Source organism: Variovorax sp. J22G73 (assembly GCF_030317035.1).
Taxonomy (GTDB): Bacteria; Pseudomonadota; Gammaproteobacteria; order Burkholderiales; family Burkholderiaceae_C; genus Variovorax.
In genome coordinates, this window is record NZ_JASZYK010000015.1 from 25730 (window position 1) to 52313 (window position 26584).

Below are 26584 nucleotides of genomic sequence, written 5' to 3' on the forward strand. Positions count from 1 at the left end.
GTCAGGTTTTGCCAAGCGCCGGATTCTGCCCGGCTTGGGCCCGCGGCGTGCGCGCATGGCCTTGCAGCCGCGGCAGCACCTCGCGCCCCAGTTCGTCGACCACTTCCATCGCCGGGCGCGGGCCGCGCACCAGGTTCAGCAGCACGTGGGCCACGCCCGCGTCTTCCATGCGGTCGAGGTAGCCGACGAGCGCGTGCCGGCCCGTGCGCAGGCCCAGCTCGATGGGTTCGGCCGGCGCATCGGCGTCATCGAGCAGGTCGAGCTGCAACGACTGCACGAACGGCTTGGTCTCGCCCGCGTTGCGCTCGCGCAGCGCGGTCTGCCACAGGCCGATGCGGCCCTGCTGGCGCGCCTCGTCGCGGTGGTAGGTGGCCCAGCCGTCGGCATGCGCGGCGGTCCATTGCAGCGACTGGCGCGCAGAGCCCACCACCAGCATGCCGATGCGCTCGGCGGGCGGCGCCATCAGGTCGTAGCCGCCGGTGGCCTCGCGCAGGACGGCGCGGTCTTCAACCTCGGGCGACAGCGCCGAGCGCACCAGGTTCCAGCGCTCGCGGAACACGTCGCCGCGCAGCGCGATGTCCTGCTGGAAGATGGCGAATTCGGCTTCGCGGTCGCCCGAGCCCAGGCCCAGCACGAAGCGCCCGCCCGACAACCGGTTCAACGACAACGCGGCCTTGGCCACGTGCAGCGGATGTCGCAGCGGCAGCACCGCGGCGGCCGTGCCCAGCGCGATGCGCGCGGTGGCGCCGGCCAGCGTCGCGAGCCAGACGAAGGGCTCGTCGAGCACCGAGATTTCTTCGCCCTGCGGCACCATCACCGGCACGTCGCGCGTCCACAGCGCGGCGAAGCCGAGCGCGTCGGCGTGCCTGGCAAGTTGCAGCTCGAGCGCGGGCTCCGCCATCGCGCCGTTGGCGCGGGCCATGGGCGTCATCAGGCCCAGCGTGAGGCGGCCGGCGAGCAAGGCCTGCCGGTAGGCGATGTTGAAGGGGGTCATGTCGCTCGGGTGCTCGCGTGTTCACGTGTCCACGTGTTCGCATGCTCGCGTGTTCGCACGCTCGCGTGCTCAGGTTGAGGGGGTGCCGCGAAATGATCGCACGGGGCAATCTCGTTCGGAGATGCACCGATCTTTAATCCATATGAATCTTGCGCGTAAACCCGCTGCGGCGATGCGGGGGGCGCCACGACCATCGTGGCACTGATACGGCCCACACGAACCCCAAGACCCGCAAGATCCACAGAAAGCGAGACGCCCCCTCATGAGCTCCACCACCACCGCTGCCGGCGCGCAGCCCTACAAGGGCCGCCTCGACAGCACGTCCGACGCCGTGTACCGCAAGGTCGGCTGGCGGCTGATTCCGCTGCTGTTCCTGTGCTACATCGTGGCCTACCTCGACCGCGTGAACGTCGGCTTCGCAAAGCTCCAGATGCAGGGCGACCTGCAGTTCAGCGAGGCGGTGTACGGCCTGGGCGCGGGTATCTTCTTCATCGGCTACTTCCTGTTCGAGGTGCCCAGCAACGTGGTGCTGCACCGCGTGGGCGCGCGCCGCTGGATCGCCCGCATCATGATCACCTGGGGCCTGCTCTCGGCGGCCACCATGTTCGTGAGCTCGCCGGTGTCGTTCTACGTCATTCGCTTCCTGCTGGGCGCGGCCGAGGCAGGCTTCTTCCCCGGCATCATCCTGTACCTCACCTACTGGTACCCGGCCGCGCGGCGCGGCAAGGCGACCTCGCTGTTCCTCGCGGCCATTCCGTTCGCGGGCATCCTGGGCGGGCCGATCTCGGGCTGGATCCTGCAGGGCATGGGCGGCGTGAACGGCTGGGCCGGCTGGCAGTGGCTCTTCCTGCTTCAGGGCCTGCCGACCGTGGCGCTGGGCCTGGTGGTGTGGCGCTACCTGGACGACCGCGTGAAGGACGCGCAGTGGCTCACCCCCGCCGAGCGCGAGCTCATCGCGCGCGACATCGCCGCCGAAGACGCGGGCAAGGCCGCGCCGCGCATCCTCAGCGTACTGAGCAACGGCCGCGTGTGGCTGCTGGCGCTGGTGTACTTCGCCTACACCTCGGGGCTGTACGGCATCTCGTTCTGGCTGCCGAGCATCATCAAGGCCATCGGCGTGAAGGGCGCGCTCGACATCGGGCTGCTCAGCGCCATTCCGTGGAGCTTCGGCGTGGTGGCGATGTACCTCATGGCACGCAGCGCCGACCGCCGGCTGGAGTACCGCTGGCACAGCGCGCTGGCCGCCATCGTCGGCGCGGTCGGGCTGGTGCTGAGCGTGGCCTTCCACGGCAACGCGACGCTCGCGATGGCCGGGCTCACGCTGGCCACCATGGGCATCATGTCGACGCTGCCGATCTTCTGGGGCATGCCCACGGCCTTCCTGGGCGGCGCGGCTGCGGCGGCGGGCATCGCGCTCATCAATTCCTTCGGCAACCTCTCGGGCTTCAGCGCGCCGTTTCTCATCGGCCTGATCAAGGACGCCACGCAGAGCACCGATGCCGGGCTGCACATGCTGGCGGCCATTCTGGTGGTCGGCGCCGTGCTGGTGCTGCTGGTGAAGCCGGAGCGCATCGCTTCGAAGCGCTGATTCGTTTCCCCGCGCCGCGGCGTTCGCCCGCGGCGCTTTCTCCCCCGTTTTCGTTTCCTGAAAGTAGAACCCCATGGATGCGGTCGTGAGTACCCCTGCGCGTTCGAACGCGCCCGCCGTCGCCCGGCGATCCCCGTCGCCCGAACTGCTCGCGCTGCTGCAGCGCAGGTTTGCCGAGCGCTTTTCCACCAGCCAGGCTGTGCTGCTGCAGCACGGCACCGACGAATCGGCCTACCTGCCGCAGCCGCCCGACGCGGTGGTGTTCGTGCACAGTACCGACGAAGTGGCCTTCGTGGTGCGGGCCTGCGCGCGGGAGCGCGTGCCGGTCATCGGCTTCGGCGTGGGCTCGTCGGTGGAAGGCCACCTGCTGGCGGTGCAGGGCGGCGTGTGCGTCGACTTCTCGCAGATGAACAAGGTGCTGGCCATTCGCCCCGGTGACCTCACGGCCACGGTGGAGGCCGGCGTCACGCGCGGGCAGCTGAACGCGGCGCTGCTGGAGACCGGCTTCTTCTTCTCGGTCGACCCCGGGGCCGACGCGTCCATCGGCGGCATGGTCGCCACGGCCGCCTCGGGCACCAACACCGTTCGCTACGGCACCATGCGCGACAACCTCGTGAGCCTCACGGTGGTCACGGCCAACGGCGATGTGGTGCGCACCGCCTCGCAGGCGCGCAAGAGCTCGGCGGGCTACAACCTCACGCAGCTGTACTGCGGCAGCGAAGGCACGCTGGGCCTGATCACCGAGGCGACCGTGCGGCTGCATCCGCACCCCGAGGCGTACGCGGCGGCGGTGGTGCACTTTCCGTCGGTGCGCGCGGCGGTCGACTGCGTGACCGAGGCGATCCAGATGGGCGTGCCGCTGGCGCGCGCCGAGATGCTGGACGCGCTGACGATCCGCGCCGTGAACGCGCACAGCCGCACCTCGCTCAGCGAGAACCCCACGCTGTTCCTGGAGTTTGGCGCGAGCCAGGCGCAGATCGACGAGCAGGCCGACGTGGTGCGCGAGATCGTGGGCAACCACGGCGGCGGCGCCTTCCAGTGGGCCATTCGGCAGGAAGAGCGCTCGCGCCTGTGGACACCGCGCCACCACGCCTACTTCGCCTGCCTCCAGCTGAAAGCGGGCAGCCGCAGCCTGACGACGGACGCATGCGTGCCGCTGTCGGCGCTGGCGCAGTGCATCGACGAAACGCAGGCCGACATTGATGCGCACGGCCTGCTCGCCCCCGTGTTCGGCCATGTGGGCGACGGCAACTTCCATTGCCTGGTGCTGGTGGACCCGAACAGCGTCGAGGAAAACGAAGCGGCCGAGGCCTTCAGCCACCGGCTGGTGCAGCGCGCGCTGCGACACGGCGGCACTTCCACAGGCGAGCACGGCGTGGGGCTGCACAAGATGAAGTACCTGGTGGAGGAGCACGGCGAGCACACCGTGGCGCTGATGCGCGCCATCAAGCACGCGCTGGACCCGCACGACATCTTCAACCCCGGCAAGGTGGTCGGGCCGGCCGCGGCTTGAACGGCTCTTCGCTTTACGCACAACAACACTGGAGACACGACGATGAAGAGCTCGAACATGCCCACGGTCGCACCCACGCTCGCACCCACGGTTGCACGCCGCGCGCTGGTTTCAGTTTCGGTGGCCGTGGCCATGGCCGCGTTGGCCGCGGGGTGCGGCGGCGGTGGGAGCAGCGCGAGCGGCTTCCTGCCGCTGCTGCCTCCGGCACCCGCGCCCGCCACTCCTCCCCCGGACGCGCCCCCGGCCGCACCCCCGCCGCCCGCCATGTCGCTCACCGACAAGTGCCCCACGCTCAAGGGCGAGGCCTTCGGCGCCGGCGCAGTGCTCGTCGACGATGCCAAGGTGGTGGCCGCGACCGGGCCGCAGCCCGCGTACTGCGTCGTCACCGCGAGCTTCAAGGGCTCCAGCCTGCGCTTCGAGGCGCGGCTGCCCACGGAAGGCTGGAACGGCAAGCTGGCCTTCATCGGCGGTGGCGGCTTCGACGGGCAACTGCCCAAGGCCACCGACCCGCAGTTCAGCGAATCGATCTTCTCCGAGCGCTACGCCACCATCGGCACCAACGGCGGCTACGACTATGGCGGGCCGGCCGACGCGGGCTATTTCGCCGCGGGCTTCGCGGCCGATCCGGCGAAGCTGCTCGACTTCACGCAGCAGTCGGAACACCGCGCGCTGCCGCCGGGCAAGGAGGTCATCGCGGCCTTCTTCGGCAGCGGCCCCGCGCGCAGCTACTTCGAAGGCTGCTCCATGGGCGGGCACGACGCGCTGATGCAGGCGCAGCGCTTTCCCGACGACTTCGACGGCATCGTGGCGCGCGCGCCGGCAGGCAACATCATGGGCCTGTTCATGCAGTTCAACCGCATCTCCAAGCGGGTGCGCACGCCGGCCAACACGCTCAACGCCGCCAAGCAGACGCTGCTCGCCAACGCGGTGCTCGCGCAGTGCGACGCGCTCGACGGCGTGGCCGACGGCATCGTCTCCAGGCCCGCGGCCTGCAACTACGACCCCGCGCCGCTGCGTTGCGCGGGCGGCGCGGACACGGGCGACAGCTGCCTGTCGGACGCGCAGATCGGCACGGTGAACACCATCATCTCGGCCGTGGCCACGTCGGACAACGCATGGTCGCACCCGGGCTACAACTTCGGGCTGGAGAACACGGCCGAGGGCTGGGGCTCGTACATCTGGCCGCAGGCGGCGCTGGGCGGCAACTCCATCCAGGGCATGTTCTCGGACGGCTTCGTTCGCTCGTTCATCACGCAGGACGCGGCCTTCGACACGCTCGCGTGGAATCCCGACCAGTGGCTCGCGCGCATGGGCGTCATCGGCAGCTTGTTCAGCGCGGCCGACCCCGACCTGGGCAAGCTGCATGCGCGCGGCGCCAAGCTGATCCTGTGGAACGGCACCAACGACACCTCGGTGAGCGCGCGCGACACGTCGCGCTACTACGACCGCGTGGTGAGCACGCTGGGCCAGCAGAAGGCCGACGACACGGTCGAGCTTTTTCTAGCGCCGGGCGTGGGCCACTGCTACGGCGGGCCGGGCGCCGACAAGGTCGACCTGCTGAAGGCGATGTCGACGTGGGTGGAGCAGGGCGTGCCCGCGTCGGCGCAGAAGCTGGTGCAGCGCAAGGTCGATGCCGCGAGCGGGGCCACGGCGCTCTCCAGGCCGATGTGCAAGTACCCGGCCTACCCGCGCTACAAGGGTACGGGCGACACGCACGACGCAGCCAGCTTCGACTGCGTGAACTGAGGACTTGTCCGAACCGAAGGCCTGCATACCGCGACCTAGAATGACCGGCCCGCCGCTGCAGCCCTTGCAGCGCGCGGCCGGAGACCTTTGGATGGAACTGCGCCAGTTCAAGTATTTCGTCGCCATCGTGGACTGCGGCAGCCTGTCGCGCGCCGCGCAACAGCTCTTCATCGCGCAGTCGGCCTTGAGCAAGCAGATGGCCGAGCTGGAGTCCGAGCTCGGCACCCAGCTGCTGCTGCGCAGCCGCAACGGCGTGGCGATGACCGAGGCCGGCAAGGTGTTCTACGAATACGCGCAGGGCATCACCAAGCAGGTGAGCGATGCCAAGGCCGCGGTGCACGTGGCGTCCGACGCGGTGGTGGGCTCGGTGGTGGCGGCGCTGCCGCAAAGCGTGTCGCCCATGATGGCGCTGCCTCTGATGCGCGCCGCGGCGCGGCGCTACCCCGACGTGGTGCTGCACCTGAACGAGGAGCTCACCGGCAACATGGCCGACCAGCTGTTGCGCGGGCGTGTCGACGTGGCGGTGTTCTCGCCGACCATGCCCGCGGAAGACATCTTGTTCACGCCGCTGGTGGAAGAAGACTTCGTGCTGCTCGAATCACCGCAGAGCGCGCATGCGCTGCCGCCCGGCGACGTGAGCATCGCGCAGGCCACCGCGCGGCCGCTGGTGTGGCCCGCGAATGCGCACGGACACTGCACGCGCTGGCTGGTCGATGCGGTGCTGGAACAGGCCGGGCACCCGGCGGCGCAGGTGGCCGCGGAAATCAACTCGGTCTACACGCTGAAGGCGGCGGTGGAGGCGGGGCTGGGGCCGACCATCATGCCCTTCGGGCTCGCGCAGCGCGAGGTGCAGGAAGGCCGGCTGGCCGCGCACCGCATCGACTCGCCGTCGATGTTCCGCACGCTGGGGCTGTGCGTGTCGGTGCACCTGCCGACCACGAACGCCAAGCGCGCGGTGTGCGCGCTCATCGGCGACGTGATGCGCGAGCTGTGCGAGAGCGGGCAGTGGGCCGGCGCACGCGTGGTCGTGCCGGCGAAGAAGCCCAAGGAGAAGGAACCCAAGCCGCCGAAAGCGCCGAAGGCATAGCGGCGGCGGCGACGCGCGTCAGGCGATGCGCTTGCGGCCGGCGACGGCGGTGGCAGCTGTTCTGACCGCTGTCTTGGCCGATGCTTTGGCCGGTGCGGCGAACAGGCGCGAAATGGCCTGGCGCACATCGGACTGCAGCGTCTCGATGGCCTTCGCATCGCCCGACAGGTGCTTGAGCAGCGCTTGCTGGAAGAGGCCGTCGAACAGCGCATACGTGGCCGAGGGCGGCATGCCGCCGGACTCGCCCGACAGCTCCGCGAAGCGGCTCATGATGCGCCAGATCATGTCTTCCAGGCTCTTGTCGATCTGCACCACGTCGGCGCGAAAAGCCTCTTCGAACAGCGCCTGTGAACGCAGGTCGTACCACAGGCGGTGCACGTGGCCTTCGTCGCGCAGCGTGTCGCCCAGGCTCTGCAGAAAACCGTCCATCAGCTCGTCGTAGGTGGCGGCGGTTTCCACCGCGTGGTCGTAGCGCGTGACGCAGCGCGCCTTGTACTGCTTGACGCTGCAGATGATCAGGTCGACCTTGTCGCTGAAGTAGTAGTGCAGCACGCCGTGCGAGAACTCGGAGTTCTGCGCGATCTCCCGCAGGCTGGTGCGTGCATAGCCGAGCGCGGCCAGCGTGGTGAGCGCTGCCTCGCCGAGCTCGGCGCGGCGCTCCGAGAACTTGTCCACGCGTGCCTTGGGCACTCGTTCAGTGTGTTTCTTGACCCGTTGATGTGTCGTCATGGAAAGCCTGCCGCTTGCATGCCGGCTGTGTGTTCTTCGTTGGTTCAAACCATAGCACGCAAGCGGGAGAACCCGCATCAGGCGTGCCACGGATGGCGATTTAAGAATTTGGGCAGTCGTCAAATAAAAACTTGACACTCGTAAAGTCGATTTCTAGCATGGCCGCTCCATCTCACAACTATTCAGACAGGAGACAAGTGATGGCCAAGTTCGACTTGAAAGGGCGCAACGCGCTCGTGACGGGCGGTGCGCGCGGCATTGGCGCGAGCATTGCCGAGGCGCTGGCGGCCGCCGGTGCCTCCGTGATGATCGGCGACGTGCTCGCCGACCTGGGGCGCGAAACCGCGTCGCGGCTCTCTGCTTCAGGTGCCAAGGTGGGCTTCGTGCCGCTCGACGTCACGAAGGACGCCGACTGGGCGTCCGCCACCGAGACCACGGTGAAGGAGCTGGGCGGCTTCGACATCCTGGTGAACAACGCAGGCATCGAGATCACCTCGCTGGTGATCGACGTCGATGGCGACGACCTGCGCCGCATGCTCGACGTGAACGTGGCCGGCACGCTGCTTGGCATGAAGCACGCGTTTCGCGCGATGCGCCCCGGCGGCAGCGCGGGCGGCGGCGGGGCGGTGGTCAACATCGCATCGGTCGCGGCGACCATCGCCTTTCCGGCCATCGCGGGCTACTCGGCCACCAAGTCGGCGGTCGACCGCGCCACGCGCGTCGCGGCCATGGAGTCGGGCAAGCTGGGCTACGGCGTGCGCGTCAACTGCATCTACCCCGGCCTGGTGCCCACCGACATGGGCATGAAGCTGGCGAGCGACATCGTCTCCGCGGGCCTCGCGCCCAGCGTGGAGGCCGCGGTGGGCGACGTGATCGGCCAGACGCCGCTCGGGCGCCTGGGCGAGGTCGGCGACATGGCCGACGTGGTGGTCTTCCTCTGCAGCGACGCGGCCCGGTTCATTACCGGCGCGGGCCTCGCGGTGGACGGCGGCATGGGCATGTGAACGAAGAACACCAAGGAGACACAGCATGAGCACCAGCACCAACAAGAACACGGGCAAGAAGAAGCCCGTCGTCGTCTACGGCGCCTCCGGCTACACCGGCCGCCTGGTCTGCGAGTACCTGCGCGAGTACAACATTCCGTTCGTCGCCGCGGGCCGCAGCGCGCAGAAGGTGGACGCGGCCATGAAATCGAACGTGCCCGGCATCGAGACCGCGAACTACGAGGTGGTGGAGGTGAAGCATTCAGTGGGCGCGCTCACCGAGCTGTTCACCGGCGCCTCGGTGGTGCTGAACACCGTGGGGCCGTTCGCCAAGTTCGGCCCCGAGGTCGTCGAAGCGAGCCTGGCGGCAGGCTGCCACTACACCGACACCACCGGCGAGCAAGACTGGCTCATCACGCTGGAGCGCGAATGGGGCGACAGGTTTGCCAAGGCGGGCCTGCTGCTTTCGCCCGGCCTGGCGCACATGTACACCACCGGCGAAATCGCCGCGCAACTGTGCCTGGAAACGCCGGGCCTCGACACGCTGGACATCGCCGTGTTCTGGGGCGGCAGCCCGACCATCGCGTCCACGCAGACCATCCTCGTCAATGCCGCCACCTCGAAGGCCTACTACCTCGAACAGAACGAGTACGTCGAATGGCAGCCCGACGCGGGCCTGTACCACCTGGCCATTCCGGGCCAGCACGAGGCGGCGCTGGCGCTGCCGTGGGGCGGCACCTCGCACCCCGTGTGGTTCAAGCGCGATCCGCGCGTGGCCAACGTGAAGGTGCTCGGCGGCGTGTTCAACAAGGCGCTGATGCAGGGCGTGCCGCAGATCGTGGCGGCCGCGCTCAAGGCCACCGAGGGCATGAACGAGGAAGACCGCTATGCCGCGCTGTCGCAGACCGCCTCGGGCGTGATGAACACCATGCCCCCGCGCGAGAACCCGCGCATCAACAAGTCGGTCGATTCGGTGCATGCCTCGGGTCCGCTGGGCCGCGTGCACTGCGTGATCTTCGGCAACTGCAACTACAAGCAGACCGGTTTGCTGCAGGCCTACGCGGCGGCATCGCTGCTGCAGCAGGCACCGCGGCGCGCCGGCTTCGCCTCGGGTTGCCAGGCCTTCGGGCACCACGAGCTGCTGGGTGCGCTGCGCGGCTTCGGGCTCGTGCAGGAGCCCGTGCTCACGCGGCTGGGCTGACGGCCATGCGCCTCGTCGACTACCTCGACAAGGGCGCCCAGCTGGGCGCCCACGCGCCCTGCCTGGGCATGGGGGATACACAGCTGTCGTACGGCGACGTGCAGCGGCTCAGCCACCGCGTGGCCCGCGCCTTGCAGCGCAGCGGCGTGGGGCCGGGCAGCAAGGTGGCGGTGCTGTCGGGCAACGACCCCGTCGCGTTCGCGTGCGTCTTCGGGCTCTCGCGTGCCGCGGCCGTGTGGTGCCCGATCAACCCGCGCAACGAGGCGGCCGAGAACCGCTACGTGCTCGACGCCTTCGATTGCAGCTGCCTCGTGTTCCACAGCAACTACGCGCCGCTGGTCGAGCAGATGCGCGCCGACCTGCCCAAGCTGACGACGCTGGTGTGCCTGGACCGCGAGATGCCATACGCCCCGTCGCTCGACCAGTGGCTCGACGGCGCGAGCGACGCGCCCATCGACGTTCCCGTGGTCGACGACGTCGCGATGATCGCCGGCACCGGCGGCACCACCGGCCAGCCCAAGGGCGTGATGCTGTCGGGCCGCAACCTGGAGGCGATGTCGGCGCTGACCCTGATGGGCTACCCCTTCGAGGGCCGGCCCGCCTACCTCGCGCTCGCGCCGCTCACGCATGCGGCCGGCGTGCTGTGCCTGCCGGTGATGGCGCTGGGCGGGCGCGTGGTGATCATGCCCAGGCCCGACCTGGGCGAGTTTCTCGGGCTCATCGAGCAACACGGCATCACCCACACCTTCTTGCCGCCCACGCTCATCTACATGCTGCTGCAGCACCCGCAGCTGGCGTCCACCAGGCTCCAGTCGCTGCAATGCTTCTGGTACGGCGCTGCGCCCATGTCCGCCGCGCGGCTCGAAGAGGCGCTGCAGAAGATCGGCCCCGTCATGGCGCAGCTCTTCGGCCAGACCGAAGCGCCGATGATGATCTCGATGATGTCGCCGCGCGAGCACTTCAACCACGACGGCTCCATTGCGCTGAACCGCCTTTCTTCCGCGGGGCGCCCCGGTCCGCTGGTGCAGGTGGGCGTGATGAACACCGAAGGCGCGCTGCTGCCCACGGGCGAGAGCGGCGAGATCGTGGTGCGCGGCTCGCTCGTGATGCTGGGCTACTACAAGGACGCGCGCGCCACCGAAGAGGCCTCGCGCCACGGCTGGCACCACACCGGCGACATCGGCTACCTCGACGCCGACGGCTTCCTGTACATCGTGGACCGCGCGAAGGACATGATCATCTCGGGCGGCTTCAACGTGTACTCCGCCGAGGTCGAGCAGGCCCTGCTGCAGCACCCCGACATCCAGGACAGCGCCGTGGTCGGTCTGCCCGACGAGAAGTGGGGCGAGCGCGTGGTGGCCGTGCTGCAGCTGCACGCCGGGCGGCAGGTCGACGTGGAAGACATCAAGGCCTTCGTGAAGGCGCGCATCGGCAGCGTGAAGGCGCCCAAGCAGGTCGAGGTGTGGCTGGACCTGCCGCGGTCGAAGGTGGGCAAGGTGTTGAAGAAGGATGTGCGTGCGGCGTTGATTGCGGCGTTGCCTTGAACTGACTTGGCCGCACCGCATGTGGGGGGTCCCCACACCGCCAACGTCGAATCTCAGCGACCGGTGCTCAGGCGCGACTTGCCATACCCGCGATACCGCTCCCGCACCACCGCCATCTCTTCGGTGCTCAGGATCACGGGTGCGCCGAGCTGCGCGCTCATCCAGTACTGCCTGGCCAGCGTTTCCAGCTTCGCCGCATTGGCCACGGCCTTGTCCAATGCGGGCGCGTGGCAGATCATTCCGTGGTTCGCCAGCAGGCAGGCGTTGCGGCCCTCGAGGGCATCGACCGCCGACTGCGCCAGCGCGTCGGTGCCGAAGGTTGCGTACTCGGCGCAGCGCACGTCGTCGCCGCCGAATCCCGCGAGCATGTAGTGAAAGGCCGGAATCGGCTTGCGCTGGCACGACAGCGCCACGCAGGCGTCGGCGTGCGTGTGCACCACGGCCTGGGCCTGCGGGTAGGCGCGGTAGATGGCGGTGTGCATCGACCATTCGCTGGAGGGCACCCCGGGGCCGCGCGCTTCGCCCCCCATGGCGATGTGGACGAAGGCCTCGGGGCTGATGCTGTCGCCGTCCGCGCCCGTGGGGCTGATCAGCACGTCCTCGCCGAAACGGCAGCTGATGTTGCCGGCGCTGCCGTTGTTCAGCCCGAGCCGCGCAAGGCGTTGGTAGGCGCTGGCGAGGGCTTCGCGAAGCTGGTGTTCCGTGGGAAGAGTGGGGACGGTGGGCGGGGTGGGGGGAGTGGTGGTCGTCATGGGCGTCCTGTGCAGGTGAGAGGGAAGGTCACGCGTCGCGCATGCTGTCCAGCATCGGCAACAGCATGTCCGCGGGGCCGAGCTTTCCGGACTTGAGGCACAACGCGAGCGGACCCGCGCCGTCGATCGCCACGCCGCGCGAAATGCCTGGGGCCACATAGGCGCCGACCTGCAGCCGGTCGATGCCCAGGTGCTCCAGCACCGAGCCCGAGGTTTCGCCGCCGGAAATCACGAAGCGCGCCACGCCCGCGTCGCGCAGCCGGCGCGCGAGCTGGCCGAGAATCTTTTCCGCGAACGCCGCCGCCTCGTGCTTGCCGATGCGCGCCTGGATGCGCTCGATGACCGAGGCCTGCGCCGACGTGGCGATGGCGACCGGCCCGCGCGGCAGTTCGCGCAGCGCCCAGGCGAGCGCGTCGCCCACCACGTCGACACCGTCCAACGCCTGCTCCACGTCGACCCAGCGCACCGGTCGCTCGCGTTCGAATGCCTTCAGCTGTTCGATGGAGCGGTCGGCGCAACTGCCGGCCAGCACCACGCCAGGACCGTCTATGGCGGGCAGCGCGCCGGCATCCGCATCGGCTTCCGGTGGCAGCCATCCGTTCTGGCGCCACAGGGCGGGGTAGTAGGCACCGACCGACGAGTTGCCGGTCATCAACGGCCAGTTCCAGGTGAGCTCCGCGAGCGCCGCGAGGTCGGCCGGCTCGGCCGCGTCGGCAATGGCGAAGCCGATGCCCGCGTCTTCCAGCGCGTGCGCATGGGCGCGCAGCGCCGTCGGCCCCGCGTGCACCACCTGCTGCGCGATCAGCCCGACCGGCGTCTTCGTCTGCCGCTGCAGCACGCGCACGAGGTTGGGGTCCAGCATGGGCGTGAGCGGATCGAAGCGCTTGGGCGACTCCGAGATCAGCATGTGGTCCGCGAACAAGTGGCCTTGGAACACGCGCCGCCCGGCTTCCGGGAAGGAAGGGCAGAAGCCAGTCAGCCGCGCGCCCGTCATCTCGCGCAGCACATCGGCGCAGGGGCCGATGTTGCCGGCGTCGGTCGAATCGAAGGTCGCGCAGTACTTGAAGAAGAGCTGCCTCGCACCACGCGCCTGCAGCGCCTTCGCGCCGCGCTCGAAAGCCGCGACCGCATCGGCGGCCGGGATCACGCGCGTCTTCTGCGCGACGACCACTGCATGCAGGTCGTCGGGCAGCGACGCCACGCCCTCGGGCCGCGTGACGAAACCGCAGCGCACGCCGTGTGCCACCAGCATGGCGGCGAGCTCCATGCCGCCCGTCAGGTCGTCTGCCAATGCGCCGAACAAAAGTGCCATGAAGTGTCTCCGGGTGTGGGTTGCTGCACCGGTTTTTCGGGGTTGTGCAGCGGATTAAATATGATATATCATGCCGCAAATCGCCAACATCCAAGGATCTCGCATGTCGTCCGTTGCCTCGCAAGCTTTGTCGAATCGCCAGGACGCCGCATGGCGCCAACGTGCCGCGAAGGTGGTGCCGGGCGGGATGACGGGGCACCTGAACGCGGCCTCGCTGCCGGCGGGCTACCCGCAGTTCTTCGAGCGCGGCGAGGGCTGCCGCGTGTGGGACGTCGACGGCAACGCCTACATCGACTTCATGTGCAGCTGGGGCCCGAACCTGCTGGGCCACCACCGCCCCGAGGTCGATGCCGCGGCGCAACGCCAGCAGGCCCTGGGCGATTGCCTCAACGGCCCGACGCCGCGCTTCGTGGAACTGGCCGAGCGCTTCGTGGCGCGCAGCGCGCACGCCGACTGGGTGCTGTTCCAGAAGAACGGCACCGACGCCACCACCGTCAGCCTGATGGTCGCGCGCGCCGCCACCGGCAAGCGCAAGGTGTTGGTGGCCACCAAGGCCTACCACGGTGCCGATCCGTGGTGCACGCCGGTGCCGGCCGGCGTCACGCCCGAAGACCGGGCGCACCTCATTCAGTACGCGTACAACGACGTCGCCAGCCTCGAGGCTGCGGCCGACGCCGCGGGCAACGACCTTGCCGCGATCGTCTGCGCCGCTTTCAAGCACGACCTGGGCATCGACCAGGCCCTGCCCACGCCCGAGTTCGCCCGCCGTGCCCGCGAGCTCTGCGACAAGGCCGGCGCCGCGCTGATCCTGGACGAGGTGCGCGCCGGCTTTCGCGTGCATGCGGGCGGCAGCTGGGAAACCGTGGGCGTGCGCCCCGACCTCAGCGCCTGGAGCAAATCGATTGCCAACGGCTACGCGCTGGCCGCCGTCACCGGCGTCGACGCATTGCGCGAGGCTGCCACCCGCATCTACACCACAGGCTCTTTCTGGTCGGGCGGCGTGGCCATGGCCGCGGGCCTGGCCACGCTGGAGATCGCCGATGCCGCCGACGTGGTGGGCCACGTGCAGCGCATGGGGCAGCGCCTGCGCGACGGCATCGAGGCGCAGGCGGCGAGCCACGGCACGCCGGTGCGCCAGACCGGGCCGGCCGCGCTGCCGCTGATTCTTTTCGACGACGACCCCGGCTTCGACAAGGGCGCGGTGTTCACCGTGGAGGCGCTGCGCCGCGGCGTCTACATGCACCCGAAGCACAACATGTTCCTGTCGCTGGCGCACACCGAGCACGACATCGACCTGGCGCTGCAGGCCACCGACGCCGCCTTCGCCGCGGTGGCGGCACGCTTCGGCCGCCGCTGACGCCAAGGAAACGCACGCATGACCTCTACCTCCAGCGCCACCCCCACGGCCGCCCCCGTCGGTGGCGGCGCCATCGAGATCCGCGGACTCAGCAAGCGCTTCGGTTCGGTGCAGGCGGTGGACGATGTGTCGCTCAGCGTGCGGGCCGGTGAATTCATCGCGCTGCTAGGCCCCAGCGGCTCGGGCAAGACGTCGATCCTGATGAGCATCGCGGGCTTCGAGCTGCCCGACGCCGGCAGCATTTCCATCGACGGCGAAGACCTCACCTACCTGCCCGCGAGCCAGCGCAACCTGGGCATGGTGTTCCAGAAGTACACGCTGTTCCCGCACCTCTCGGTGCTCGACAACGTGGCCTTCGGGCTGAAGATGCGCGGCGTGGCCCGGGCCGAGCGCCACCGGCTGGCCGAAGAGGCACTGGCCACCGTGCGCCTCGCGGGCTACGGCAAGCGCATGCCGGCGCAGCTCTCGGGCGGCCAGCAGCAGCGCGTGGCGCTGGCGCGTGCCATCGTCTACCGGCCCAAGGTGCTGTTGATGGACGAGCCGCTGAGCGCACTCGACAAAAACCTGCGCGAAGAGATGCAGCTGGAAATCAAGCGGCTGCAGTCGCAGCTCGGCATCACGGTGGTGTTCGTCACGCACGACCAGGGCGAGGCGCTCACCATGGCCGACCGCGTCGCCATCCTGAACCAGGGCCGCATCCAGCAGCTCGACGCGCCGAAGGCACTGTACGAGCGCCCGCGCACCCGTTTCGTCGCCGGCTTCATCGGCGAAACCAACTTCGTGCCGGTGCAGGTCGGCTCGCTGCGGGCGCATGGGGCGCTGGTGCAGTTGCCTGGTGGCGCCGCGCCGCGCGAGGTGCGCAACGACGCGCTGGTCGGGCGCGTCGCGGGCAGCAGCACCGCGGTGGCCGCCTTGCGGCCTGAACAGATCTCGCTCGGCCGCGCCGATGCGCCCGGCGCGCTCGGCGCCACCATCACCGGGGTGATCTACAGCGGCTCCACCGTGCTGTGCATCGCGCGGCTGGCCGACGGCACCGAACTGCGCGCGCGGCTGCCCGACCCGAGCCGCGTCACCGTGGCCAGCGGGGACCGCGTGGGCCTGCTCTGGCCCGACGAGGCACTGCGCATCTACGGCGAAGAGGTGAGCCAAGAGGTGAACAAGGAGGTGGGCAAAGAGGCAGACAGAAAGGGCGCGGCCCGATGACCGCCGCGGTCGCGCCGACCACCCCGTCGCCGTTCCAGCGCCTGTGGCTGGGCAGCCGGCAGCTCAGCGTGGCGGCGTCGGCCCTGCTGCTGGCGCCTTTCTTCGCGCTGCTGCTCGTCGTGTTCCTCTATCCGCTGCTGAGCCTGCTGTCGACCAGCTTCCTGGAGCCGCATGTGGGCCTGGGCAACTACCAGCGCGTGTTCGACAACCCGGTGTACCTGCGCGTGATGCTGCGCACCGGCTGGATCAGCCTGCTGACCACCGCGCTCGCGCTGGTGCTGGGCTTTCCCATCGCCTACATGATGACCAAGGTGAAGGGCGCCACCGCCGCCTTGCTCACCGCGTGCGTGCTGCTGCCGCTGTGGTCCAGCGTGCTGGTGCGCACGGCCGCGTGGATCGTGCTGCTGCGCCGCGACGGCATCGTCAACAACGCGCTGCAGTGGCTGGGCCTCACCGGCAAGCCGCTCACGTTGCTCTACACCGAAGGCGCGGTGGTGCTGGCCATGGCGCACGTGCTGCTGCCGTTTCTCATCCTGCCGATCTACTCGGCGCTGAAGAACATTCCCGACGACTACATGCGCGCGGCCGCCATGCTGGGCGCCAACCGCCGCCGCGCCTTCTTCGAAGTGCTGCTGCCCCTGAGCCGTGCCGGCGTGCTGAGCGGCTGCCTCATGGTGTTCCTGTCGGCGCTGGGCTTCTTCGTGACGCCCGCGCTCATCGGCAGCCCGCAGGAGCTGATGATCGCCACGCTGGTGTCCCAGCAGGTGCGCGAAATGCTCGACTGGCCTTTTGCCGCCGCGCTCATCGGCGTGCTGATGGTGGTGGTCGCCACGCTGACCATGGTCTTCAACAAGGCCGTGAGCTTCAACCGGCTGATGGGGGGAGGGGCATGACCGACCGCGCGACGAACTCTAACCGCACGAACCGAGTGAACCGCGCCCGCTTCGACTTCGGCGCCTTCTCGCTGCGCGCCTACGTGTGGCTGGTGGTGCTCTTCATCATGGTGCCCACGCTGATCATCGTGCCGATGTCGTTCAGCCCGGCCGACTTCCTGGAGTTTCCGCCGAGCGGCTTCACGCTGCATTGGTACGAAGAGTTCTTCGGCGACCTGCAATGGCGCAAGGCGGCCCTGCTCAGCCTGCAGGTGGCCGCGCTCACCATGCTGTGCTCGGTGGTGATCGGCACCATGGTGTCCTACGCCATCGTGCGTGGCACCGCGCGCTTCAGGTCGGCCACGCAGCTGCTGGTGATCGGCCCGGTGATCGCACCGCACATCGCGGTGGCGGTGGCCTGCTACCTGTTCTACCAGCAGCTGGGCATCGTGGGCTCGCTGGGCGGCTTCGTCGCGGCGCACACCGTGCTGGCGCTGCCCTTCGTGGTGTTCACGGTGTCGGCCGCGCTGAGCCGCGTCGACCCCGACCTCGAGGCCGCCGCCATGAGCTGCGGCGCCAGCCGGCCCCGCGCCTTCTTCCACGTCACGCTGCCGCTGATCGTGCCGGGACTGCTGAGCGGGGCGCTGTTCGCGTTCATCATTTCCTTCGACGAGCCGGTGGTGTCCTTCTTCGTCTCCAGCGTGCGCCAGCGCACCCTGCCGCGGCGCATGTTCGAGGACATCGAGCAGAACCTCACGCCCATCATTCCGGCCATCGCCACCTTGCTCACGCTGCTGTCCATCGCCGTGCTGATCGCGGTGGCGCTGCTGCGCGTGCTGGAGCGGCGGCGCAACGAGAAGAGCGGCTGAGGGCCGCGCCTTCTTCCCTCCTTTTTCTCCCCTTTTCTCTTTTTTCCTGGTCTTCATTCACAAGGAGTTCGCGATGACTGTCATGACGAAATGGCTCGATCGATGCAAGAGCGCCTCGCTCGCTTCGCTGACCTGCACCGCCGCCCTGGTGGGCGCGAGCGCCGTCCACGCCCAGGCGCTCGAAAAGGAACTGGTCATCGCCACCACCGGCGGGCTGATGGAGAAGACGCTGGTGCAGCACTTCTACACGCCGTTCTCCAAGGCCAAGGGCGTCGAGGTGGTGCCCGCCGCCATCGAGGTGCCCGACCAGTGGGCCAAGGTGCAGGCCATGGCGCGCAGCGGCGGCATGGAATTCGACATCGTCACGGCCACGCCGCCCGACCTGGTGCAGAAGAAAGACCTGCTGCAAGCCATCGACTGCGCCAAGCTGCCCAGCGTGGTGGCCAATGGCGTGAAGGGCGCCTGCACGCCCTACGGCGTGATCCGCACCGTGGGCGGCATGCAGATCGGCTACAGCACCGAGGCCTTCAAGGGCGCCAACGTGCCCAAGACCTGGGCCGACTTCTGGGACACCGCCAGGTTCCCCGGCCCGCGCGGCCTGCCCGACACCGGCGACCGCGAATGGTGGGTGCCGGTCGCGGCCTTGCTGGCCGACGGCGTGGCGCCCGACAAGCTGTTTCCGCTCGACCTCGACCGCGCCTACAAGAAGCTCGACAAGATCCGCCCCAACGTCACCGTGTGGTGGAAGAGCGGCGACCAGCTGCAGCAGATCCTGCGCAACAAGGAAGTGGTCATGAGCATGGGCTACTCGGGCCGCCTCATCTCGCTGATGGGGGCCAAGGTGCCGATCAACGTGTCGTGGGACGGCGCCATTCGCGACGTGGGCTACATGTCGATTCCCAAGGGCGCGCCGCACCCGAAGGCGGCCATGGCCTACCTCGATTATTTCTACGCCTCGTCGCCCGAGCAGCACGTGGCCTTCGTCAACGCCGTCAACTACGACACCGGCAACGGCAAGACCGCCAGCCTGTTCCCGCCCGAGCGTCGCGCCATGCTGGCGACCTCGGCCGAGAACTTCGACAAGCTGATCGTGGCCGACTACGAGTGGATCGGCAACAACCGCCAGATGCTGCGCGACCGCTGGATCGCCTGGCTGGGCCGCTGAGCCATGCCTGCTGCGGTGCACTGCTTCGCCAACGCCACAATCTAGGCCGCGCGAATCTACGCAACCCGCAATCAAGGAGAGATTTCAATGGCAACCGGTATCAATGTGGTCGAACGTGTCAATCTGGCCAGCCAGATCTACGAGCACCTGCGCGAGCAACTGATGTCGGCCACCTTCCAGCCCGGCCAGCGCCTGAAGATCCGCGAGCTGGCCAAGACCATGGGCACCAGCGAGACGCCGGTGCGAGAAGCCTTGATCCAGCTGGTGCGGGACCGTGCGCTCGAGATGAAGGAGGGCTACTTCATCCGCGTGCGCATGCTGTCGCTGGCCGAGTACATCGAGCTGCGCGACATTCGCCTGTCGCTGGAGCCGCTGGCGGCCGAGCGCGCCGTGCCGCTGCTTGACAACGCCGCCATCAAGCAGCTCACCGAGAGCCATCGCCTGCTGATGCGCGCGGAGAAAACCAAGGACTACCGCGCGGCGCTGCAGCACAACTTCGACTTTCACTTCGGCATCTACCGCCGTTCCGGCATGCCGCAGCTGACCGAGCTGCTCGACCGCATCTGGGTGCAGGTCGGGCCGATGATGAATTTTCTCTACCCGCACGGCCACCCGCGCTACGACGGCGCGCACCAGCACGTGAACGTGCTGCGCGGCCTGCAGCAGCGCGACGTGGAAGCCGTGCGCACCGCGATTCGCGACGACCTGATCGAGGGCGGACGCGACTTCCTGCGCGTGCTGGGAGAAATCGACGCCAACCCCGCGCGCGCGGACGAGCTGCTCGCGCTGCGCAACCAATCCCGCCAAGCAGAAAGTCCGCCCTGATGATGGATCACACCAGCGACCCGAACGCCGCCTCCTACCGCCTCGACCCGCAGCGCACCGACCTGGCCCGCGAATTCCGCAGCCACATCCGCGGTCCGCACAGCGCGGAACTGCAGAAGCTGCTGCACCGCATGCGTTGGGGCCCACCCGGCGGTCGTTACCTGCTGGTGGTGCTGGAGCCGGGCCGGCGCTGGGCCCTGGCGCAGATGCCGCCCGAGCGCGGCCAGAAGGTCAAGGTGTTCCACGACCGCACCTTCGATTCGCTCGACGACGCCGAGTGGCATGTGTTCGGCCTGCGCTGGCAGGTACTGACAGGCCAGGAACTCAAGCTCGACTGAACGAAGAACGAACGACCATGACTGCCACTCCCTTCGAAACCAACGCCTTCGTCGGCTACCCCGACACCCTCAGCGTGCGCGCGGGCGAACGCATCCGGTTCCACCTCAGCAGCCGGCTCGCGCAGGCCGACGCCAGGTTCCTGCGCGTGCGCTGCGCCGACGCCGACGCGACCGGCCCCGGCCTCAAGTTCGAGGAACTCGTCTCGCCCATCGACGGCGTGCATGCCGTCGAATGGCACGAGGTGCCTTGCGGCTCCAGCATGTCGGTGCCCACTGACCGCAGGCTGGTGCCCACGGGTGCGTTTTCCTTCGGTTGCTACATCTGGCCGACGCGCCTGGGCGACGCGCCGCAGACCGTGCTCGCGCGCTGGAACGACGACACCGGCCACGGCTACGCGCTGCAGGTGTCGCGCCGCGGCGTGACGGTGCGCGTGGGTGGCGAAGGTGGCCAGGGTGGCCAGGGTGGCAAGGGCGCTGCGCATGAGGTCTCGACCGGCGCCGCGCTCGACGAGCGCCGCTGGTACTGGGTGCAGGGCAGCATCGACCCCGCCACCGGCGAGCTGGTCGCGCACCAGAGCCGGCTGGCCGATGGCGTGATGCCAGAGGCGCGCCATGAAAGGCGCGCCACGCACCCGGCCGGCGCATGGCGTCTCGATTCGCAGGGCCCGTTCACCGTTGCAGCGCACCACGCCGAGCTCGCCACGCTACGCACCACCGCGCACTTCGATGGCAAGGTGGAAGCGCCGCGCATCGTGGCCGGCGTGCTCTCGGCCGAGGCGCTGCGCCGCGCCGACGACCTCGCGCCGCCCGGCCTGGCCGACGCGAACCTGATCGCCTGCTGGGACTTCAGCGCCGGCATCGACACGCTGGAGGTGACCGACCGCTCGCCCAACCGCCTGCACGGCGTGCTGCACCAGCTGCCATGCCGCGGCATGACCGGCGTGCACTGGACCGGCGACGTGCACGACTGGCGCCTGGCGCCGCGCGAATACGGCGCCATTCACTTTCACAGCGACGACATCTACGACTGCGGCTGGCCCGCCACGCTGGTGCTCGACGTGCCGCGCGAATGGCGCTCGGGCTTCCACGCGCTTCGCCTGCGGCCCGTGTCGACCGACGCGGCGCAGAACACCGAGACCTACATCAGCTTCTTCGTCACGCCCGCCGCCGATGCGCCGCGCGCCAAGCTGGCGGTGCTCGCGGCCACCATGACCTACATGGCCTATGCCAACAGCGCGCTGCGCCTGCATTCGGTTCATTTCGAAGTGCTGACCGAGCGCCTTCTGATGCTCACCGGAGACGACGTCTACCTTCAGGAACACCCGGAGCTCGGCCAGTCCACCTACGACCACCATGTGGATGGCAGCGGCCGCGCCTACAGCTCGTGGCTGCGCCCGGTGCTCAACATGCGACCTCGCTCGCAGCCCGGCAACCTGGCCATCGACACCCACTTCATCGACTGGCTCGAGGAAAAGGGCATCGATTATGACCTGATCACCGACGTGGAGCTCGACCGGCAGGGCGTGGGCGCGCTCGCGGGCTACCCGGTGCTCGCGACGCTCTCGCACCCCGAGTACTACAGCGAAGCCATGATGAACGGCATCATGGCCTACCAGAACGCCGGCGGCCGCCACCTGGCGCTGGGCGCCAACGGCTTCTACTGGCGCTGCGCCTTCCACCCGAAGGCGCCCGCGGCCGTCGAGGTGCGGCGCGGCATGGCCGGCACGCGCACCTGGGAGTCGCGCCCCGGCGAACTTAACCTGGCCGGCACCGGTGAGCCCGGCGCGCTGTGGCGCCACAGCGGCTTCGCACCGCAGAAGCTCATCGGCGTGGGCTTCGCGGCCATGGTGTACGACCATGCCGGCTACTACCTGCTGACGCCCGACGCCGCCAACCCGCGCGTGGCCTTCGCGGTGAAGGGCATCGAGCAGGGCGAGCGCATCGGCGACTACGGCGTGCGCATCGGCGGCGCGGTCGGCATCGAGATCGACCGCTTCGACGTCGGCTTGGGTTCGCCGCCGCATGCGGTGATGCTCGCGACCTCGCACGGCCTGGGCCCCGGCGCGCTGCCCACGCCCGAGGAATACCGCACCACGGTGCACGGCCTGGACGGCGAGCAGAACGCGCTGGTGCGCGCCGACATGGTGTTCTTCGAGACCGCACGGGGCGGCGCCGTGTTCTCGACCGGCTCCATCTCGTACGTGCTTTCGCTGAGCCACAACGGCTACGACAACAACGTGAGCCGCATCACGGGCAACGTGCTGCAGCGCTTTCTCGACCCCACGCCTTTCGAGGTGCCGGCATGAGCGCGCCGTCGAGCTTGAGCCCGAGCGCCTTCCGGGCGCAGTGGCAAGCGCGTGACCGGCTGGCATTGCCCGTGGGCGAGCTGAAGCAGGTGGCGCACACGCTGCGCCGCCAGGTCATCGAACTGGTGCGCAGGCACGGGCAGGGCTACGTGCAGCAGGGGCTGGGCGCGGCCGAGATCTTCGCGGCCCTGTACTTCAACGAGGCCCGCATCGATCCCGCCGATGCGCGCTGGGAGGCGCGCGACCGCTGCCTGCTTTCGACCGCGCACAACTCCGCGCTGTTCCACGCGGTGCTGGCGCTGCGCGGCATGATTCCGGCGGCGTCGCTGGACGACTACGTGAAGGACGGCTCGGCGCTGGAGATCAACGTGTCCGAGCGCCTGGGTCCCGTGGTCGAGGGCACCTTCGGCTCGCTGGGGCAGGGCATGTCGGTGGCCGCGGGCATGGCGCTGGCATCGCGCATCCGCGGCATTCCGTACCGCGTGAACGTGGTGCTGGGCGACGGCGAGCTCGAAGAGGGCCAGGTGTGGGAGGCCGCGATGCTCGCGGGCTCGCAAGGACTGCACAACCTGTGCGTGGTGCTCGACCTGAACTGGATGCAGGTCGAAGGCCATACCGACAGCGTGCTGCGGCTGAACCCCATCGCCGACAAGTGGCGTGCCTTCAACTGGCAGGTGATCGAGGTCGACGGCCACGACCTCGACGCACTGCTCGCGGCCTTTGCCGCCGCGCGCGGCCAGGCCGAGCGGCCGACCATGATCGTCGCGACCACGGTGCCGGGCAAGGGCGTGAGCCTGCTCGAAGGCGTGATCAGCCACAACGCCAAGCTGCCGGCCGACGTGGCCGACGCAGCCCTGCTCGAACTGGGAGAAACAGCATGACCCTCGCGGTCGACGACTTCACGCAGGGCGGGGCGCACACAGCCACGCCCGCCACCGCAGCCGCTGCCGCATCGGCCATTCCGCGCTACTACGGCGAGACGCTGCTGGCGCTCGCCCGCGAGCGCCGGAACATCGTGTGCCTCTCGGCCGACCTCACGGCCTCCACCGAGACCGACCTGTTTCGCGACACCTTTCCCGAGCGCTTCATCAACCCCGGCATCGCCGAGGCCAACATGGTGGGCCTCGCGGGCGGTCTGGCGCGCAGCGGGCTGCAGGCCTGGGTGCACACCTTCTGCGTGTTCGCCACGCGCCGGCCCTTCGACCAGATCGCGATGCAGGTGGCCTACCCGCGCACCGACGTGAAGATCGTCGGCTTCCTGCCGGGCCTGTCGACCATCCTGGGCGTGAGCCACCAGGCCATCGACGACATCGCGTTGATGCGCGCGCTGCCCAACATGACGGTCATCGAGCCCTCGGGCCCGGCGCAGGTGCCGGCCGCGGTGCGCGCGGCGGCCGACCACAAGGGGCCGGTGTACCTGCGGATGCTGCGCGCGCCGGCCGCGCTGCCCGCGGGCACGCCGTGGGAGCCCCTGGAGCTGGGACGCATCCAGCCGCTGGAGGGCATCGAGGAGGGCGTTGGCGTCGGCGTCGGCAAGGGCGGCGATGCACTCCTCATCGCCAGCGGCCTGATGGTCGAGCCCGCGCGGGCCGCCGCGCGCGCGCTGCGGGCGCAGGGCATCGCGGTGGCCGTGGCCAACGCGCATACGCTCAAGCCTTTCGACGAAGCCTTCGTGCAGGCGCAATCCAGGCGCCATGGCCTGATCGTCACCGTGGAGAACCATTCCATCGTCGGCGGCCTGGGCTCCGCGGTGGCCGAGGTGCTGGCCGAGGCGGGCAGCGGCACGCGCCTGCTGCGCCTGGGCGTGCGCGACAGCTTCGCGCAGGGCGCTTCGATGCCCTACCTCTTCGAGCGCCACGGCCTCACGGCCGCAGGCATTGCCGACGCGGTACGCGCCGTGCTGAAGGACGCCCGATGAAGATCACCGGCCGCACCGGCATCCTGCTGATGCTCGCGGACCCGGTGGCGCACGTGGTCGGCTCGCACCGGCTCAACGAGCGATTCGAGGCGGAAGGCCACGACATCGCGGTGTCGCCGCTGCATGTGTCGCCGGCGGATTTGCCGCTGGTGATCGGCGCCATCCGCCGCATGCAGAACGTGCGCGGCTTCGGCGTGACCATTCCACACAAGATCGACGTGCTGTCCCTGCTCGATGCGACCACGCCGCGCGCCGCGCTGGTGGGCGCGGTCAACTTCGTGCGACGCGACGGCGACGGCCGCCTCACCGGAGACAACCTCGACGGCACCGGCTTCGTCGACGGCCTGGCGCACAGCGGCATCGCGCTGCGCGGCCGGCGCGTGCTGCAGATCGGCGCCGGCGGCGCAGGGCGAGCGGTGGCCTTCGCCATCGCCGAGGCGGGCGCGGCGGAACTGGTCGTGCACAACCGCACGCAGGACAGGGCCGCGTCGCTGGCCGCCGATGTGGCCGCGGCGCACCCGCACTGCAGGACCGTCGCGGGCGACAACGACCCGCGCGGCTTCGACGTGGTCGTCAACACCACGTCGATGGGCATGCACGCGGGCGACCCGCTGCCGCTGCCTACCGAACACCTGGGCGCGCACACCGAGCTGGCCGAGATCATCATGACGCCCGAGATCACGCCGCTGCTCGCGGCGGCGCAGGCGCGGGGCTGCCGCGTCTCGCTGGGCAAGTCGATGCTCGACGAGCAGTACAAGCTGCTGAAGGCGCTGCTGCGCATCGGGGCCGCGGCGCCATGACCGCGATGGCCCCGGACGACTTCAACCCCGTGCGCGTGCCCGACATCTGCCAGCTGCCCGCACGCGAACTCGCCGCGCTCATCCGCCGTCGCGCGCTTTCGTCGCGCGAGGTGGTGAGCGCCTTTTTGCAGCAGGTCGATGCGCTGAACCCGCGCTTCAACGCCATCGTCTCGATGGTGCCGCGCGAGCAGGTGCTGGCGCAGGCCGACGCCGCCGACGCGGCCGTGGCGCGTGGCGATGCACTGGGCGCGCTGCACGGGCTGCCGCAGGCCATCAAGGACACGGCGCCCGCGCGCGGCATTCGCTCCACCTTCGGCTCGCCGCTGTTCGCCGACAACGTGCCCACGGTCGACGCCGTCATGGTGCAGCGCATGCGCGAGGCCGGAGCGATCTTCATCGGCAAGACCAACGTGCCCGAGTTCGGGCTCGGCTCGCACACCTACAACCCGGTGTTCGGTGCCACGGGCAATGCCTGGGACCCACGCTTCAGCGCCGGTGGCTCCAGCGGCGGCGCCGCGGTCGCGCTGGCACTGCGCATGCTGCCCGTGGCCGACGGCGCCGACATGGGCGGCTCCCTGCGCAACCCGGCCGGCTTCAACAACGTGCTCGGCTTCAGGCCTTCACAGGGGCGGGTGCCGTTCTGGCCGCGCGGCGACGCCTTTCTCGGCCAGCTGACCACCGAAGGCCCGATGGGCCGCAGCGCGGACGACCTCGCGCTGCTGTTGTCGGTGCAGTCGGGCTACGACGCGCGCGCGCCGCTGTCGCTGGACGGCACGGTGCCCGACTGGCACGCGCAGCTGGACACGGACCTTGCCGGTACTCGCATCGGATGGCTCGGCGACCTCGGCGGGCACCTGCCCTTCGAGGACGGCATCCTCGCGCTGTGCGAATCCGCGCTCGCGCGTTTCGGCGCGGCGGGCGTGCGGGTCGAGGCGATCCGGCCGGAGTTCGACTGGGCCCGCATCTGGCGCTCCTTCACGGTGCTGCGCCACTTCAGCCTTGGCGGCAAGCACGGGCCCGCGTACGACCGACCCGCCTCGCGCGCGCTGATGAAGCCAGAGCTGCAATGGGAGGTGGCGCAGTACCGCGCGCTGTCGGTGAACGACGTGCAACAGGCGTTGGCCGACCGCACCGCCTGGTACGACGCGCTGCTGGACCTGTTCGGCCAGCACGACTTTCTCGCGCTGCCGACGGCGCAGGTCTTTCCCTTCGCCGTCGAAGAACACTGGCCGCGCGAGATCGCGGGCCGCGCCATGAGCAGCTACCACCGGTGGATGGAAGTGGTCACGCCCGGCACGCTGTCGGGCTGCCCCGTCATCAGCGTGCCGGTGGGGTTCGATGCGCGGGGCTTGCCCATGGGCATGCAGATCATCGGCCGCCCGCGCGGCGATCTCTCGGTGCTGCAGTTGACCCATCTCTACGAACGCCTGAGCCCGTGGCTGCAGATGGCGCCGCCCGCCTTGCGCACGGACTGACCGACAA

Annotated in this window: 23 protein-coding genes; 19 read left to right on the forward strand and 4 right to left on the reverse strand. The window is 69.4% G+C overall.

Annotated features, from left to right (window positions below; translation table 11 throughout):
- Position 1 precedes the first annotated feature (1 nt).
- Positions 2–994 carry a TIGR03571 family LLM class oxidoreductase gene (locus QTI51_RS33375; protein ID WP_116912735.1) on the reverse strand — a complete coding sequence of 331 codons (993 nt, stop codon included), beginning with the start codon at positions 992–994 and terminating at the stop codon, positions 2–4.
- A gap of 262 nt (positions 995–1256) precedes the next feature.
- Here QTI51_RS33375 and QTI51_RS33380 point away from each other — a divergent pair, with 262 nt between their 5' ends.
- The 4 genes from QTI51_RS33380 (at position 1257) to QTI51_RS33395 (ending at position 6928) form a co-directional block, all read left to right on the forward strand.
- Positions 1257–2582 (forward strand): MFS transporter, encoded by a 1326-nt coding sequence (locus tag QTI51_RS33380; protein ID WP_116912736.1) that lies wholly within the window; start codon positions 1257–1259, stop codon positions 2580–2582.
- A gap of 73 nt (positions 2583–2655) precedes the next feature.
- The gene (locus QTI51_RS33385; RefSeq protein ID WP_116912737.1) at positions 2656–4095 is read left to right on the forward strand and encodes an FAD-binding oxidoreductase; all 1440 of its coding nucleotides are present in this window, start codon (positions 2656–2658) and stop codon (positions 4093–4095) included.
- A 42-nt stretch (positions 4096–4137) separates the two neighbouring features.
- Positions 4138–5841 carry a tannase/feruloyl esterase family alpha/beta hydrolase gene (locus tag QTI51_RS33390; protein WP_286517438.1) on the forward strand — a complete coding sequence of 568 codons (1704 nt, stop codon included), beginning with the start codon at positions 4138–4140 and terminating at the stop codon, positions 5839–5841.
- Positions 5842–5881: 40 nt separating this feature from the next.
- The gene (locus QTI51_RS33395) at positions 5882–6928 is read left to right on the forward strand and encodes a LysR substrate-binding domain-containing protein (protein ID WP_286547684.1); all 1047 of its coding nucleotides are present in this window, start codon (positions 5882–5884) and stop codon (positions 6926–6928) included.
- An 18-nt stretch (positions 6929–6946) separates the two neighbouring features.
- On the opposite strand, the gene QTI51_RS33400 is transcribed toward QTI51_RS33395, so the two are convergent.
- Positions 6947–7618, reverse strand: a complete 672-nt coding sequence (locus tag QTI51_RS33400; protein ID WP_286517439.1) for a TetR/AcrR family transcriptional regulator — start codon at positions 7616–7618, stop codon at positions 6947–6949.
- Between the two features lie 239 nt (positions 7619–7857).
- Here QTI51_RS33400 and QTI51_RS33405 point away from each other — a divergent pair, with 239 nt between their 5' ends.
- From QTI51_RS33405 to QTI51_RS33415, 3 genes are read left to right on the forward strand one after another with little or no spacing between them, the layout of a single operon-like run.
- On the forward strand, positions 7858–8661 hold the full coding sequence (locus QTI51_RS33405) for an SDR family NAD(P)-dependent oxidoreductase (RefSeq protein WP_116912739.1): 804 nt from the start codon (positions 7858–7860) through the stop codon (positions 8659–8661).
- Between the two features lie 25 nt (positions 8662–8686).
- Positions 8687–9841, forward strand: a complete 1155-nt coding sequence (locus tag QTI51_RS33410; RefSeq protein WP_116912740.1) for a DUF5938 domain-containing protein — start codon at positions 8687–8689, stop codon at positions 9839–9841.
- Positions 9842–9846: 5 nt separating this feature from the next.
- On the forward strand, positions 9847–11385 hold the full coding sequence (locus QTI51_RS33415; protein ID WP_116912741.1) for an AMP-binding protein: 1539 nt from the start codon (positions 9847–9849) through the stop codon (positions 11383–11385).
- A 53-nt stretch (positions 11386–11438) separates the two neighbouring features.
- Here QTI51_RS33415 and QTI51_RS33420 read toward each other — a convergent pair whose 3' ends face one another.
- Complete coding sequence (locus tag QTI51_RS33420) at positions 11439–12137, reverse strand: class II aldolase/adducin family protein (protein WP_116912742.1); 699 nt, start codon at positions 12135–12137, stop codon at positions 11439–11441.
- A 28-nt stretch (positions 12138–12165) separates the two neighbouring features.
- Complete coding sequence (gene otnK / locus QTI51_RS33425; protein WP_116912743.1) at positions 12166–13449, reverse strand: 3-oxo-tetronate kinase; 1284 nt, start codon at positions 13447–13449, stop codon at positions 12166–12168.
- Between the two features lie 103 nt (positions 13450–13552).
- Between otnK and QTI51_RS33430 the strand changes: the two genes are divergently transcribed.
- The 12 genes from QTI51_RS33430 (at position 13553) to QTI51_RS33485 (ending at position 26577) form a co-directional block, all read left to right on the forward strand.
- Positions 13553–14806, forward strand: a complete 1254-nt coding sequence (locus QTI51_RS33430; RefSeq protein ID WP_116912744.1) for an aminotransferase class III-fold pyridoxal phosphate-dependent enzyme — start codon at positions 13553–13555, stop codon at positions 14804–14806.
- A gap of 18 nt (positions 14807–14824) precedes the next feature.
- Positions 14825–16009: an ABC transporter ATP-binding protein gene (locus QTI51_RS33435; RefSeq protein ID WP_116912745.1), complete on the forward strand. Its 1185-nt coding sequence runs from the start codon at positions 14825–14827 to the stop codon at positions 16007–16009.
- A complete protein-coding gene (locus tag QTI51_RS33440) occupies positions 16006–16902 on the forward strand; it encodes an ABC transporter permease (RefSeq protein WP_116912746.1) in 897 nt (298 codons plus the stop codon). Before QTI51_RS33435 ends, QTI51_RS33440 begins: the two co-directional genes overlap by 4 nt.
- A gap of 35 nt (positions 16903–16937) precedes the next feature.
- On the forward strand, positions 16938–17750 hold the full coding sequence (locus QTI51_RS33445; RefSeq protein WP_207786808.1) for an ABC transporter permease: 813 nt from the start codon (positions 16938–16940) through the stop codon (positions 17748–17750).
- Between the two features lie 73 nt (positions 17751–17823).
- The gene (locus QTI51_RS33450; protein ID WP_207786809.1) at positions 17824–18915 is read left to right on the forward strand and encodes an ABC transporter substrate-binding protein; all 1092 of its coding nucleotides are present in this window, start codon (positions 17824–17826) and stop codon (positions 18913–18915) included.
- An 87-nt stretch (positions 18916–19002) separates the two neighbouring features.
- The gene (locus QTI51_RS33455; RefSeq protein WP_116912749.1) at positions 19003–19740 is read left to right on the forward strand and encodes a GntR family transcriptional regulator; all 738 of its coding nucleotides are present in this window, start codon (positions 19003–19005) and stop codon (positions 19738–19740) included.
- 2 nt (positions 19741–19742) lie between these two features.
- Positions 19743–20078: a N,N-dimethylformamidase alpha subunit family protein gene (locus tag QTI51_RS33460; RefSeq protein WP_116912750.1), complete on the forward strand. Its 336-nt coding sequence runs from the start codon at positions 19743–19745 to the stop codon at positions 20076–20078.
- A gap of 17 nt (positions 20079–20095) precedes the next feature.
- A complete protein-coding gene (locus QTI51_RS33465; RefSeq protein ID WP_116912751.1) occupies positions 20096–22384 on the forward strand; it encodes a N,N-dimethylformamidase beta subunit family domain-containing protein in 2289 nt (762 codons plus the stop codon).
- On the forward strand, positions 22381–23265 hold the full coding sequence (locus QTI51_RS33470) for a transketolase (RefSeq protein WP_116912752.1): 885 nt from the start codon (positions 22381–22383) through the stop codon (positions 23263–23265). Before QTI51_RS33465 ends, QTI51_RS33470 begins: the two co-directional genes overlap by 4 nt.
- On the forward strand, positions 23262–24302 hold the full coding sequence (locus QTI51_RS33475; protein ID WP_116912753.1) for a transketolase family protein: 1041 nt from the start codon (positions 23262–23264) through the stop codon (positions 24300–24302). The genes QTI51_RS33470 and QTI51_RS33475 overlap by 4 nt, the downstream gene beginning before the upstream one ends.
- Entirely contained in the window at positions 24299–25102 is an 804-nt protein-coding gene (locus QTI51_RS33480; RefSeq protein ID WP_286517441.1) for a shikimate dehydrogenase family protein, read from the forward strand. Before QTI51_RS33475 ends, QTI51_RS33480 begins: the two co-directional genes overlap by 4 nt.
- Entirely contained in the window at positions 25099–26577 is a 1479-nt protein-coding gene (locus QTI51_RS33485; RefSeq protein WP_286517442.1) for an amidase, read from the forward strand. Before QTI51_RS33480 ends, QTI51_RS33485 begins: the two co-directional genes overlap by 4 nt.
- Positions 26578–26584 lie beyond the last annotated feature (7 nt).